The 15043-nt window shown below is 40.9% G+C and carries 7 protein-coding genes and 1 tRNA gene; 6 read left to right on the forward strand and 2 right to left on the reverse strand.

Annotated elements, in window-relative coordinates; translation table 11 throughout:
- Positions 1–151: 151 nt before the first annotated feature.
- Complete coding sequence (locus tag BV372_RS03935; RefSeq protein WP_086683584.1) at positions 152–4756, reverse strand: PAS domain-containing protein; 4605 nt, start codon at positions 4754–4756, stop codon at positions 152–154.
- A gap of 825 nt (positions 4757–5581) precedes the next feature.
- On the opposite strand from BV372_RS03935, the gene BV372_RS03940 reads away from it, so the two are divergent.
- Both BV372_RS03940 and BV372_RS03945 read left to right on the forward strand, forming a co-directional pair.
- Positions 5582–6943 (forward strand): glycosyltransferase family 1 protein, encoded by a 1362-nt coding sequence (locus tag BV372_RS03940; RefSeq protein WP_086683587.1) that lies wholly within the window; start codon positions 5582–5584, stop codon positions 6941–6943.
- A gap of 252 nt (positions 6944–7195) precedes the next feature.
- Positions 7196–8923, forward strand: a complete 1728-nt coding sequence (locus BV372_RS03945) for an NFACT family protein (protein ID WP_086683589.1) — start codon at positions 7196–7198, stop codon at positions 8921–8923.
- 937 nt (positions 8924–9860) lie between these two features.
- Here BV372_RS03945 and BV372_RS03950 read toward each other — a convergent pair.
- The gene (locus BV372_RS03950) at positions 9861–11495 is read right to left on the reverse strand and encodes an iron uptake porin (protein ID WP_086683592.1); all 1635 of its coding nucleotides are present in this window, start codon (positions 11493–11495) and stop codon (positions 9861–9863) included.
- A 283-nt stretch (positions 11496–11778) separates the two neighbouring features.
- On the opposite strand from BV372_RS03950, the gene BV372_RS03955 reads away from it, so the two are divergent.
- The 4 genes from BV372_RS03955 (at position 11779) to BV372_RS03970 (ending at position 14819) form a co-directional block, all read left to right on the forward strand.
- On the forward strand, positions 11779–12762 hold the full coding sequence (locus BV372_RS03955; protein ID WP_256973080.1) for a metal ABC transporter substrate-binding protein: 984 nt from the start codon (positions 11779–11781) through the stop codon (positions 12760–12762).
- A 94-nt stretch (positions 12763–12856) separates the two neighbouring features.
- Positions 12857–13636, forward strand: coding sequence for a metal ABC transporter ATP-binding protein (locus tag BV372_RS03960; protein WP_086683712.1), 780 nt, complete (start codon positions 12857–12859; stop codon positions 13634–13636).
- Between the two features lie 167 nt (positions 13637–13803).
- Positions 13804–14670, forward strand: a complete 867-nt coding sequence (locus BV372_RS03965; RefSeq protein ID WP_086683598.1) for a metal ABC transporter permease — start codon at positions 13804–13806, stop codon at positions 14668–14670.
- 76 nt (positions 14671–14746) lie between these two features.
- A tRNA-Phe gene (locus tag BV372_RS03970) sits at positions 14747–14819 on the forward strand.
- Positions 14820–15043: the final 224 nt, after the last annotated feature.

Raw genomic sequence — 15043 nt, forward strand, 5'->3', positions numbered from 1 at the left:
AGGAGTTAGAATTCAGAATTCAGAAGTAAAACAGTCTTTATGCTTAGGTTTGAGGCTTAGAAGCTGTACTTCACTAACTTGAAATTTGCTGTAAATTTGGTTGGAAAAATTGCTGAAGAATTATTATGATAATTGGTAAATAACTTTACCATCAGTTTTCTACTATTGTAGGAATTGTAAAATAAAAAATACTACCTTCTCCTAAAACACTTTCTGCCCAAATTGCGCCACCATGCTGTTGAATAATGCCACGACAGATAGCTAGTCCTAAACCTGTTCCTCCTTTTTGCCGCGAATCGCTAGCATCAACCTGTTGAAACCGTCCAAAAATACTTTCTAACATTCCATTAGGTATCCCCCTCCCCTGGTCTTGCACTTTAAATAAAACGCGATCGCTCACATTTTCTACACTTACCGTCACTGTACTATTTGGTGTAGAAAACTTGATGGCATTACCGATTAAGTTGACTAGAGTTTGCATAATCCGATCGGAATCTACCCATATCTGCACAGAAGTGAGCAACATAACTAAAGAAATATTATTTTCTGTTGCTAGAACCTTCACTGCTTCTACAGATTGGCGTATGAGTGTAGCAGCATCACACCACTGCTTAACTAAAGTAAATTTGTTTGATTCTAAATGTTCTAAATCTAAAATATCATTGACCAAGCGCACTAAACGTTCCGTATCGCTGTAAGCAATATCTAACATCTGTTGAGCAGTTTCTGGCTGTGCTTGCAACACTCCAGCCGCCAGCAATCCTAAAGCACCACGAATAGAAGCTAAGGGAGTTCTTAATTCATGGCTGACAATCGAGATAAATTCATTCTTCATTTTCTCAATTGCCCGACTTTCAGTAATATCTTCGATTGTACCCACGTACCCCATTAGCTCATTTTTACCAGAGATAATCGGAACGATGATGATGCGACAAAAACGCAAGGTTGAATCAGGTGGAATGTAACGTACTTCAGAGGAGAATTCTTGGTTGGCTGTTGCTAGTGCCTGCCACTGTGGTAAAAATACTGCTAAATCATCTGGATGAATGAATTGCAGCCAACGATCGCCAAAAGACTCTTCAATGCTCAATCCGCAAATTGCTTGAAAGCGAGGATTAGTATAAATGTTTGTTCCTTGGGCATCACTTCTAAAAATGCCAATTGGCGCAGACTCGCTGAGAGTCCGAAACAAAGCTTCGCTTTCCCGCAGAGCTTCTTCAGCTCGTTTGCGATCGCTAATATCTAATGTCGTGCCTACAATCCGAATTAATTCTCTTTGGTTGCCCAAAATTGGCTCTCCACGAATTTCAACATAGCGAACTTCTCCATTAGGGCGTATGAGCCGTAGATCGGTTTCAAATGGTAAGCCTGCTTGTGCCGGCTCACTAATCCTCTGTTGATACAGTTCCCAATCATCGGAATGAACTCGTTGAGAAAATGTGTCTGGTTCTGGTGTGGGTTGGCTGGGGTCAATCCCGTGAATACGGAACAGTTCTTCGCTCCAAGTAAGTGTTTGGGTAGTAGCATCCCATTCCCAACTGCCAATATGACCAACTCGTTGAGCTTCCAGCAGGTTTCGTTCGCTACAACGTAATGCATCCTCCATCTGTTTGCGATCGCTAATATCGATGCTCACTCCTGTTACAATCCAGCAATCACTCGCTTTATCTCTATGGGAAGCGTAAGTCGCCGAAATCCAACGCAGAGAACCGTTTTTGTGATAAAACCGAAACTCAACAGTAGTAGTATGTTCAGCAAAAAATTCCTCAAACAGTGGATACATAACTGTATCTCGGTCTTCTGGAAATACCTGTGAAATCCACAGCATTTTGTCAGCAAGGATTTCCTCAGGAGAATAGCCGAAAATTACTTCGCTAGCAGTCGACTGATACTCATACTCCCAGTCGTAATTGGCAAAGACACGAAAACTCACAATAGAGGCGCTGGCTGTGGTAAGTATGCTGTTGAATCGAGTTTGTGAAGCTTGTAAAGCCAGTTCTAATTGTTTGCGATCGCTAATATCGAAAGCTAGTCCTTGAAGAATCTGAGTTTTGCCATCTGGCGCTAGCACAAGGCTGGATTGATCGCGAACCCAAATGATTCTACCGTCAGCAGTGAACATACGATATTCCGTAATTAAAGATTCTCCAGCCTGAATAGCTTTTTGAACACTTTCGGTAATGTAATCGCGATCGTCTGGATGTACATATTTAGCCCAAGTGTTTAAGTGACCAGCAGTCCATTCTTGGGCAGGAATGTTGAGAAACTGGTGAATTTGGGGACTAATGTAAGCGAATTCAGTATTAGCAGTAATGGGTGCGGTATAGAAAATTCCAGGGATTTGTTCAACCAAAGTTCTATATCGCAATTCCGCTTGTCTGAGCTTTTCTTCTGCTTGTTTGCGATCGCTAATTTCTATGCTGCTACCGACAAGCCGATAAATACGCGAATGTTCATTAAACAAAGGAGTCAAGTTGGTGATCCACCAAGTATCTTGTCCTTTAAATGGCAAACATTCTTCGTAGGTAATAGTTTCTCTTGCGGCTACACAAGCTTGATAATGGTGCCGAATTGACGATGCCATTTCTGGAGGAAACAGTTCTTCTAAAGTTTTGCCTTGGATATCCACAGAACGCATACCACAGAAGCGTTCAGCAACGGGATTCAGCCCTACAAGGTAAAATTCATCATCTTCGAGAATATCCACTACAAAAATACATTGTTCAACACCGTTATAAATACTGCGTAAAAACTTCTCTTTTTCTTGCAAAGCTTTCTGTGCTAAAAACCGTTCTGTAATATCCTGAGCAGTGCCATAGAGACGAATTACCTGCCCATCTGCATTAAATTCTGCATGTCCGATGGACTCAGTGTAGCGGGGAGAAGCATCTGGACTAGTATTTGGTCGAAGTATCAGCTTGTAGGATTCACCAGTGGTAATTGCGCGCTCAACTGCTTTGTACAATTTCTCTGCATCTTTAGGGTGATACATTTGTAGGTTTTCTTCATAAGTAGGTTCACTTAGTGCTGGATCTCGATTCAAAATGTGGAAAAGCTCTTCTGTCCAAGTGATTTTTTGGGTAGCTAAATCAAACTCCCAGTTGCCAATCTGAGCAATATGCTGTGCTTCTGTAAGTAAAGCTTTGCTCTTACGTAGAGTTGCTTCAGTATTTTTAAGGTCGGTAATGTCAAGCCGGATACCATCCCAACAAATTCTCCCATCATCCATGCGGCGGGGGGTTGAACAGAGGCGCACCCAACGGATCTCTCTCTCTGGGGAATACTCGCGTAGCTGAACATCAAATACTGACATCGTTTGTATAGACTCCTCCTGTTTCTGAAGGATATCAGGTATATCTTCTGCTACAACGTTGTTAAACAGCAGACTTGAATCAGCCAAGATTGCTTCAGCTTTTAATCCATTCGTTCGTTCAACGCCAGCACTGATGTAGTAAAAACGATTGCTACCATCTAATTCCCGAACCATCTGGTAGATATAGCCATTGGGAATGTGATCGCCAATTCCCCGCAGAAAAGCTTTTCGCTCTGTTAAAGCTTGTTCTGCTAATTTGCGCTCGTTGATATCTCGATGGATTCCGATCATCCGTAATGGCTGACCATTTTTATCCCTTGCTACAACTTTGCCGTGGTTAGCAATCCATATGCAATCACCCGATTTGGTTTGCATTCGGTATTTAAAAGTGTAGGGAACCGAACTATCCTTGAGATGAGACTGTAAAACATCCATTACCCACGGTTTATCCTCTGGATGAATCAATTGTGCCCAAGTACTCAACGCACTTGTCAGCTCACCAGCAGCATAGCCTAGCATTTCATACCAGCGAGGGCTAAGATAAACTTCTCCTGTAGGGATCTTCCAGTCCCACAGCCCATCTCCAGACGCTTCCAATGCTAACTGCAATCGTTCTTCACTTTCGCGTAAAGCTTCTTCTGTTTGTTTACGCTCTGTGATGTTGGTTTTTACACTCATTACCAGCCAAGATTGGGTCGTTTCCTCCCATCCTGCACTGAAGGTATCGCAAATCCAGCATATTGAGCCATTTTGATGCTGAAACCGATACTCAACGCTAACTGTTTGCTCAACAGCAATGGCAGCCTGAAGATGTTTAAAATACAAAGTCCTGTCTTCTGCTAAAAGCCGAGAACTCCAGAGGTTTTGATCTGCTATGAATTCATCTGGAGAGTAGCCTAAAATCTTTTGACAACTGGAAGAGATATATTCATACTCGAATTCTTGGTGTGATCGCAGTCTAATTCTGCTGACAATTGTGCTTGTATTGCGGAGAATTGTATCAACCTGAGCCTGAGACTTTTCTTGCGTTTGTGCAAGATGCTCGCAGCGATCCATTTCTTGTGACAATGCTTGCTGAATACTTTGAGGTGCGATCATACCTAATAGTTGTCCCTGCTCATCCAAAACTGGGAGATAGGAAATTTGACGCTGGCGTAGCAGGCGGGCAATACTAAACAAATCGCCTAACTCTGATTCTTTGATAGTAATGACGTTATCAGCCATTACATCTGATAGGGTAACAACACTCAAGTTTTTCCCTGAGGCGATCGCCTTTACTAAATCTCTTTCAGTAAAAATTCCCACTAACTTGTCTTGCTCTAAAACCAAGACATAGCCTGTTCCTAGCTGGCTCATCACTTGAACTGCAAACTCAACAGATATATCTGGCGATAGTGTTGTCTCGCACTTTTGCATGAGTTGAGTTTGGGATAATGGCAGCATAATACTTGAGGTATTTTGAGTACAGCTAAGTGTCGGTGCAAAACAGGATGAGGCTATTTGATCTCATCTCGACATTTAGGAAATTACAGAATAACTCAAGTAGAGAAGAACTAGGTCTCAAGGTAGTTAGTAATTCTCAGCTTTTTCTATATAGTTCTGGTAGCTAGTACAGTCAGGCAAAATCAAAAGAGTATTTTACATTTTGAATGCCACTCAGCACTTTTGGTATTTAATTCATTAGTAAATTCTATACATTGCATAAGACCTTTGTATTAACTTAACAATTAGCAAAGTAAACTATGTAACTTGATCGCTAAATATGAACTTTTATCAAGTTTGTATCTTAATATAACAAAAAACAATTTTAGATTTAAAGTATAAATAACTACAACGTATCGAATAGGGTTTGTAATAAAATTGACCGTTAATTTATTTAAATAAAGTTTTTTAGCCGCTAAATGCTCTCAGTGCTTAATAGCAGAGGTATTGCATATTACTTATATTTGGGATAAATACATAAGCATAGCAGGCGAATCTTTCTGAATATATATATCAATTAGCCTGCTGATTCTCAAACTATATATTCAATCAAAGTTTGTCTATCGGAAGCGTTAGATATAAATATATCAGCGTATATATAAAGTAATTAAATATAAATACGGAGTCAAAGAGTTTATTCCCCGCAGTAGATACATAAAAATATTTGACCTATTAAATTAAAGGAAAGTTTAATTAAAGCTCTTAAATGTTTCCGGTAAAAGTGCTAAGGCGCAAATTTGGATTTGCCGTGCCTGCGACTTTTTTTACAATCAGCAACAACAAACTATGAACGCTACCACTGAAAAACGCATCGCTTTGATTTCAGTTCACGGAGACCCGGCGATTGAAATTGGTAAAGAAGAAGCCGGAGGACAAAATGTTTACGTCCGACAAGTGGGTGAAGCACTAGGGCGATTGGGATGGCAAGTTGATATGTTTACCCGCAAAGTGAGTGCGGAGCAAGAAACGATTGTTCAGCATAGTGAGAATTGTCGAACCATCCGTTTCCAAGCAGGTTCTCTGGAGTTTGTACCGCGAGACAATCTTTTTGACTATTTACCAGAATTTATAGATAAGTTTTTAGAATTTCAACGAGAAAATGGCATTACCTATGAGTTGGTTCACACTAACTACTGGCTCTCTAGCTGGGTAGGAATGCAATTGAAGAAGATCCAAGGCATTAAACAGGTTCACACATACCACTCTCTAGGAGCAGTCAAGTACAACACGATAGAAACAATTCCTGTAATTGCCAGTAAGCGATTAGCAGTAGAAAAAGAAGTGTTGGAGACAGCAGAAACAATTGTGGCGACGAGTCCGCAAGAAAAGCAACATATGCGATCGCTCGTTTCTACTAAAGGTAATATTGATATCATTCCCTGCGGTACGGATATTCAGCAGTTTGGTTCTATTGATCGCCAAGCGGCACGGGCTAAGTTGGGTATCGATCCAGATGCTAAGGTGGTGTTGTACGTAGGACGTTTTGACCCACGCAAAGGTATAGAAACCGTGGTACGAGCCGTGGGAGCCTCAAAGTTGCGTGAGTCGCAAAAACTCCAGTTAATTATTGGTGGTGGTAGCACTCCAGGTAATAGCGACGGTATCGAGCGCGATCGCATCGAAGGCATTATTAATGAATTGGGCATGAACGAGATTACCACCTTAGCTGGTCGTCTCTGCCAGAAAATTCTGCCTACTTACTACGCCGCTGCTGATGTATGCGTTGTTCCTAGCCACTACGAACCCTTTGGACTAGTGGCAATTGAAGCAATGGCTAGTGGTACACCAGTAGTAGCAAGTGATGTTGGTGGACTTCAGTTTACTGTAGTTCCAGAAGAAACTGGTTTATTAGCACCACCACAAGATGTACCCGCTTTTACAGATGCCATTGACCGAATTTTGATGAATCAAGAATGGCGCGATAAATTGGGTAAAGCAGCTAGGGAGCGTGTGAGCGGCAAGTTTAGTTGGGATGGTGTGGCATCTCAGCTGAGTGAACTGTACACCCAACTATTAGAACAGCCTGTAGCAAAATCTTTAGTACAAACTTTGGAACAAACCCTAGAACAACCTGCGGTAAAACCTGTCGTAAAACCTGCGGTGAAACCTGCGGTAAAATCTGCCAAAGAGCCGGCTTTACTGAGCTAATTAACGAAACCCCTCTCCAAATCACTCCCGGTTTGCGCAAGAGGTTAGATAAACCTACGTTAATTAAGCTCTAACGATTTTCGAGCGTCAGTAGTCGTTAAAATCAAAAAGGAGAAGGTATTTCGCGCAAATCTGTGATTTTACCTTTTCCTTTTAATTTTTCATCCTTGGCCAACGAAGAGCATAAGATATTTGTCCATACATTTTGGCACTATACTTAGCATCGACGTTTGAAGCCAATGGCTAACTGTTGTGCAACCAGTTGACTTTACCACCCTAACAGCTGCTTGTAGCGAACTCCGCGCTCACTGGCTACCATCCCGGACAGAACAGGTTTTCCAGCGCGATCGCTATACTATTTCTGTAGCATTACGTACTTTAAAACAGCGGGGTTGGCTAGAGATTTCCTGGCATCCCCAAGCTGCACGCATTTGCATTGGCGATCCGCCACCGCGAACACCAGATACCTTTACTTTTAGCCAACAACTCATACACCAGTTAAATGGTTTGGCACTGATAGCAATTGAAGCGATCGCTCCTTGGGAGCGTGTTATTGATTTACAATTTGCTCGTCGTCCTGGAGAAAGCCCTCTTTACCATGTCTACGCGGAAATCATGGGCAAGTATAGCAATGTCATTCTCACCGATGCCAGCAATTTGATTATCACCGCAGCTCATCAAGTCAGCCAGCAACAATCTAGTGTCCGTCCGATTCAAACCGGACAACCCTATGAAACACCACCAAAACTGACTGGCCCGGTTCCTAGTTTGAGCGAATTTCAAGAGCGTTGGCAAGAACGAGTTAGTTTAGTACCAGGAGCGATTAAGCGTCAGTTGCTCAAAAGTTATAGCGGCTTAAGTGCTGCACTGGTAGAATTAATGGTGCGATCGGCAAACATTGCACCAGATACAACTACCGATAGTCTCACATCTGAGGATTGGCAACGATTATTTGAGCGATGGCAAGAATGGCTACAAGCTTTAAAAGATGAAAAATTTCACCCAGCTTGGAGTTCTGAAGGCTATACGGTAATGGGTTGGGGTGGAGTTAAACCAGCAAAAGATATTCAAGAGTTACTCAATCGTTACTATACCGATCAGCTAAATGAACAATTATTTTCCCAACTGCGCCATCAGCTGAGTCAAAAATTGAATAATATTTTGGCAAAATTACGGCTTAAGGCTAATACCTTTTCTGAACGCTTGCAGCAATCAGATCGAGCCGATGAATATCGCCAAAAAGCTGATTTGTTGATGGCTCACCTGCAAAACTGGGAAGCAGGGATGAAGGAAATTACCCTCCTGGATTTTGAGACTGGCTTACCAGTTGCGATCGCTCTGCAACCAGATAAAAACGCTGTACAAAATGCCCAAGGTCTTTATAAACAGCACCAAAAGCTCAAACGTGCTCGTGCTGCGGTAGAACCTTTACTGGCAGAAGTTAAGGCGGAAATTGAATATTTAGAACAAGTAGAAGCTGCGATCGCCCAAATAGACCAATACCAAATACCAGAGGATTTGCAAGCTCTCGAAGAAATCCGCGATGAACTAATTGGACAAGGCTATCTAGAAGATCCCGAATATCGCAACCGCAATAGCAATGAAGCTAGCTGCAACTTTCATCGTTACCGGACACCCAGTGGTTTTGAAGTATTAATCGGTCGCAATAATCGTCAGAATGACCAATTGACCTTTCGAGTCGCTGGAGATTATGACCTGTGGTTCCACGCGCAAGAAATTCCTGGTAGCCATGTGTTACTACGTTTGGAACCAGGCTCTGTCCCGGAAGAAACTGATTTACAATTTACTGCTAACCTGGCTTCTTACTACAGCCGTGCTCGGCAAAGTGAACAAGTGCCAGTAGTGTATACTCAGCCAAAGCACGTCTATAAACCCAAGGGAGCTAAACCGGGAATTGCTATTTATAAGCAAGAGCGTATTCTTTGGGGAAAACCACAATCAATGGTCAACAGTAAATAGTTATTCTCTGTCTGCTGTGTTCTTTATGTTGAGAGAAATATATTGAGTTCTTCTCAAAGATAGAGGTTATTAATCTCTGACACAATCTTTTTTTGGTAAATTTTTACGAAAAAACTGTGTTGACTGCTACAATATTGTTAAGAAAAGTTGCCCGTTGCATTTTGGGAACGCGCAACTCGGTTTTAACTCTATTGAGAAGACAACGCGGAAAATATTTTTTAGACCAGCTGTGGGAGGCTGGTCATTTTTTTGAGATTTATACCAACTGACTTCTTAGTTGCAATTTTCTTACTCTTCTCAATTGGTAGAGAGGTGACTAGCTACTTAAGTAAAAGTGCAGTTGTGATTGGTTGCTTTCAGGTATTCTTCCTGATATCTCTACAAAAACTAGCTCTATAACTGTTACATCACAAGGCAAAACTAAAATTTTTAGCTAGCTAGGAATACTAATCCGATTCCAAATTCCAGTAATTTCCACATGTTTTTTATTGCGTCTAAGTTAAATTCGCTATGGATTTTATGCCTTATTCTGCTTACAGACTCTAGTAATAGTAGATTTACTTAATAATCAGCCATGAATTTTGATTAATGATACATTTAGGCTTTTGTTTCTGGAGATAAATACTTAAAAATTTCTCAAAAAAATAGTTTTATACCTATTTATAAATAAGTGCTTGATTGCATCTTTAGACTCAGGCAAGATAAATCTTTTTTTTGTAAAAAAAATTGCTTTAATCTATACAGTCAGATCTTTTGTATGCGAAGGTATGGATAGGCAACATGCTAAATCAATCAAATCCCTACATTCTTTAAATGCAACAAAATTGGGACAAACATTAGGTAAGATAATTGCCTGAGATCCAAAGAGAAACAACGGTTATTTGGTGTAAAAGATTTAACCCAGCAGAAATGCTGGGTTTTCACTTTAATTAGCTAGTTAGAAACTGAATGTAGTTCTTAAAGCACCAATCACAATATCATCATTTTGCTCATTGTGATCTGGTGCTGTCAGCCAGATCACCCCAGGAGTAATAGTGATATTGTCGCTCACCTTGTACTGATAGAAAGCTTCAATGTGATAAGAAGTATCTTGGTCTCTGTCCAGCCCATTAATGTTGGAACTTGTAACTTGTGGTTCCATACCGAAGATGAAACCAGCTAAGTTACCTTTTTGACCAAGATCGGGTAATCCTAAAGTTACAGCCCAGTTCCAAATATCAACGCTGCCTCGGTTAATTGTATCTCCGGCTGTGGATAAGTTACGAGTATTGGTATATCCGACCCAACCACCAAGCACAAATTTTTCACTAATGGCGAAAGATGCTTCTAAACCGTAGGAATTACTAGAAGTAGGTACGGGAAAAGCTTCTTCACTTCCTGTTAAATTTTGAACTACCCCACCGAGAAACGAGCCGACGTTTGCCCGATTGCTACCAGTCGCTAATTCCTGATTGTAGGCATTAATGTAGGTGAAGCCAACTTTCAAGCGATCGCTTGGTTTAAAAGTGATCTGTGCTAAAGCGCCGTACCCACCATTAAATAAACCATTTCCAGGAGTAGGGTCATTAGCCGCACCAGTCAAATACCCTAAACTAAGTGCTAATTGCTCGCTAAAATCATAGTTTACTCCTAACCCTGCACCATTCATCTGATAATAAATTGGGTTGCGTGTACCAAAGCTAGACAAAGCGCCCAACCCACCATCTCCATCAAAAAGATTTATGGTATCGGTAATATCATCTGCGGCGGCGGCATTAGCAAGCGCGATCACTTGTAGTTTTTCACCAATCGGAAATTGGTAATATAGCGCATCAATAAAAGCATCATTCGTACCATCCCCAGCAAAGAATAAGTTACCCTCTGGTGTACCGATATTGGGGCTAAGAATATTGTTCATTTGAATTCTGGTAAAGAGTGTATCTTTACCCGTGAAGCTGGTGACCAATTCAACTCGTGCCCGTGCCCCAAGACTTGTATTCTGATCTATAATTTCTCCACCGTTGACTTGGCTACCAGATAAAACATCACTAACTACAGCAACAACTTCTCCTTGTAGTTTGGTAGTAGTAGAAAATTGATTCGCTTCTAACTCCGCAGTTTTAGCTTCCAACGCATCCACACGACCCCGTAATGTTGCCAGTTCTGCGGAAAACTCTTCTTGCAACCGTTGCAAGGTTGCCAAATCTTGTTTTGTTACCAAATCAGCTGTAGCTGTAGCAATCAATTCGTTAACTCGGTCCAAACAAGCATTTAAACCAGCGGCAAATTCGTAACGGGTTAAAGCACGGTTACCGCGATAGGTTCCATTGGGATAACCTGCGATACAGCCATAGCGCTCAACCAATGACTGCAATGCTTGGAAAGCCCAGTCAGTTGGTTGAACATCAGAAAATTGGGAAACCGATGTTACTTGAGACATTACCTGTTCTTGCGGGGAATTCTCAGCCTCTTGTTCTAAATCAGCTGCAACAAGCGGCTCACTAATTTCCCCCGCAACTGCCGCTGCACTCAAAAATAGCATTGCGCCGCCAACTGCTGAACTAACCAGCAGAGACTTGCATACTTTCCGCATTTTTTTCCTCACACCTATTGATAGTAAATGGCTACACTACCCTGCTTTGAAGTCGGGGTTATTAAAAACTATTCTCAACATATTATCAGGAGCCGAGATTTTTTTTGAATAAGATTCAGTCAGGAAATCATCATCGATTAAATAACAAAAATTTTGGTGTGATGACTTACACCCCAATTGCATGAGAATGAGAATTATTATAATATGGGATTTAGAATCAATCTCATTGTCAATAGGCATTTTAACGAAGACAGCGCCAGCTAGTTTTCGGAGGGGAAAAACTTTGGTTCGCACTCTTATAGAACCCAAAAAAGGCAGAACAACAAGCGCTATTCTGCCCCTAATTGTTTTGCTGATATTATCAATTGCTGGTTGCAACCAATCGCCTACAGATCGGAAAGCAGTTTCCCAAGAGTTACCATCTACGGGAAAAACCAAAATAGTAACAACATTTTTACCTATATATTGGTTTACTAAAGCAGTAGCTGGGGACACAGCAGAGGTAGAAATTTTAGTACCACCAGGTACGGAAGTACATGAGTATCAAGCAAAACCAGAAAATGTCAGAGCGATCGCTACTGCTAATGTGTTAGTAAAAAACGGTTTGGGTTTGGAAGAATTTCTCGAAGGAACTGTCAAAAATGCTCAAAATCCCAAATTAATTGAAATCGACACCAGTAAAGGGATTAAATCAATAGGTGCGATTTCACCCATTGTGAGCACTACTAAAGAGGAAAAAGACCACGACCACGAACATACTGAGGGTAATCCTCACATTTGGCTAGATCCTGTTTTAGCAAAACAACAGATAACAAATATTCGGGATGGGTTGATTGCAGCCGATCCTCGGAATAAAAGGACTTATGAAGCTAACGCAGCAGCTTATATTCAAGAATTAGAAAGTTTAAATAGTGAATTTCAGCAGACCTTACAGAAACATCCTAACTGCACCTTTGTCACGTTTCATGATGCCTATTCATATTTAGCCCAACGCTATAACCTTAAGCAAGTTGCAGTGGCAGAAATTCCTGAAGATCAACTCTCACCAGCAGATGTACAAAATGCAATTAACGCTGTGAAGCAATATAAAGTTAGAGCTTTGTTTAGCGAACCAGGGATAGATAACAAATTGCTGAGAAGCCTCTCCCAAGACTTGAAGTTAAATTTGCAAACGCTAGATTCTTTAGAAAATGGCGAGACAGATCCGCAGCATTATTTCAGAGCAATGAAAGCTAATTTACAAACTTTGGAAACATCTTGTAAATAGGTTAATTTAGTGCTAAAAGCAATAATGCATTTTTTAGCCTTGATTCTTAGGCATTTACGAATTCTAATTACTCATGAACAATGACCAACGGCAAATGGCATTACCTATTTTAAAAGTAGAAGGATTAACTGTATATCAAGGCAATTATCTAGCTCTGCGGGATGTTTCTTTTGAATTATTGCCAGGGACAGATACAGCCATAGTTGGGCCTAATGGTGCAGGTAAAAGTACATTAGTCAAAGCACTTTTAGATTTAATTCCCCACAATGCCGCGAGGATTGAAATATTTGGTCGCCCAATTAAAAATTTAGGGCATTCACGCCATTTATTGGGGTATATGCCGCAAAATTTCATTTTTGACCGCAGCTTTCCCATTTCTGTCAGCGAGTTAGTAGGACTGGGATGGGCGAGAATTCCTAGACAAAACCAGCCCAGAAGTTCATTCTGGAAAAGCTTGTGGAGACAAGATCAGGAAAAATCAGCAGCAATAGCGCAAGCTTTACAGCGAACTGATGCTTACCATTTGCGACATCAAGCTATTGGTACTCTCAGCGGTGGTCAACTCAAGCGGGTATTATTGGCTTACTGTTTGGTGACGCCTCGGAAACTTTTGATATTAGATGAAGCATTTGCGGGAGTTGATGTACAAGGTACAGCAGATTTTTATCTGTTGCTCAACGAGTTAAAGCGTGAGGAAGGTTGGACAATATTACAAGTTTCCCATGATATTGATATGGTTAACCGTCATTGCGATCGCGTGCTTTGCCTTAACCAAACCGTTGTTTGTACTGGTAAACCAGAAATTGCCCTTTCACCACAAAACCTATTAGCAACTTATGGTCCTGGGTTTAGTCGCTACCAGCATCACCACTAAAGAATTCAAAATTTAAAATAAATTACTTCATCTTTTTCCTTTAGCTGTTTAGCTTTAGTCAATAAAAGTAGTTACAGAAGAACTCAGTAAACTTTAATTAGTAATTTATAGAAAATTAGCGATTAATCTGTGATAAATAAAAAGCTAATCAGTTAAAAAGCTTACAAATGAATTTATTCGCTGATTGCCAGATTTGGCTAGGTATCACCAATAGTCAGGATTTGGTGAGTTTATTGCAATTCCCTTTTATGCAGCGTGCGATCGCGGGTGCTATTTTGATGGGAATACTTGGCGGTTTGTTAGGTTGTTTTGTCACCTTACGCCAGTTATCTTTTTTTAGCCATGCTGTCGGTCATGCAGCATTAGTAGGTGTGGCCTTAGGTGTAATACTACAGTTAAATCCTACGGGGATGTTGCTGCCATTTACCTTAATTTTTGGTGTGATTGTCCTCTACTTTATCGATAAAACCGATTTAGCGAGCGATAGCGTACTCAGCATAGTTCTTTCAGGCGCATTGGCGATCGGCGTAATTCTTACTAGCCTGATCAAAGGATATCGCGGCAACTTAATGGGAGTGCTGTTTGGGGATATTCTCGCTATTGATGCCACAGATTTAATATTGACACTGCTTGTATTGCTAGGCAGCAGTATATTCTTGCTCTCAACCCTCAGACAGCAAATTTTGTTGACCCTCAACGCAGATGTAGCCCAGGTACAAGGTATTCCAATCCAGTTGTATCGCTATGGATTTGTGATCTTGCTGTCATTAGCTGTGGCTGTGGCTATTAAGGCTGTTGGTGTTTTATTGGTCAACGCCTTTTTGGTGATTCCTGCTTCTACTGCCAAATTAATGAGTCACCATTTTACCCGTTTCCTAATCCTATCAGTTATTATCGGTTCTAGCAGCAGTGTTGTAGGCATGATGGTTTCGGGTATTTTTAACTTAGCTTCTGGACCTAGTATCGTTCTGGTTCAATTCCTTGTATTCGTTGCTGTATTTGTTTGGATCAAGTTGACCATAAAAGCAGCCTAAAACTTTTTTTGCTCATCTACTTGCATAATCATTTTATCTTTGCTACATTAATTAATCGTGACACAAACAAGTCCCCGCCGGGATAGCTCAGTCGGTAGAGCAGAGGACTGAAAATCCTCGTGTCACCAGTTCAAGTCTGGTTCCTGGCATGTTCAAAAAACCCTTGAAATTGTTGAATTTCAAGGGTTTTCTAGTTTCTAAGTACTGGCTGACGAAGAATAAGGTTCTAAATTTGAAGTGAATTTTGGACTGGCAATGATAGATTTGTATTTGCCAATTTGGGTGAAAGCATTGATATCAATAGAATATTGGGAACGATTAAAAGTCTTGCTACCACCAAAAATAGTCTGAATGGATGAGGTTTAGCTGATAA

The sequence above is a fragment of the Nostoc sp. T09 genome, assembly GCF_002154695.1.
Classification (GTDB): Bacteria; Cyanobacteriota; Cyanobacteriia; order Cyanobacteriales; family Nostocaceae; genus Aulosira.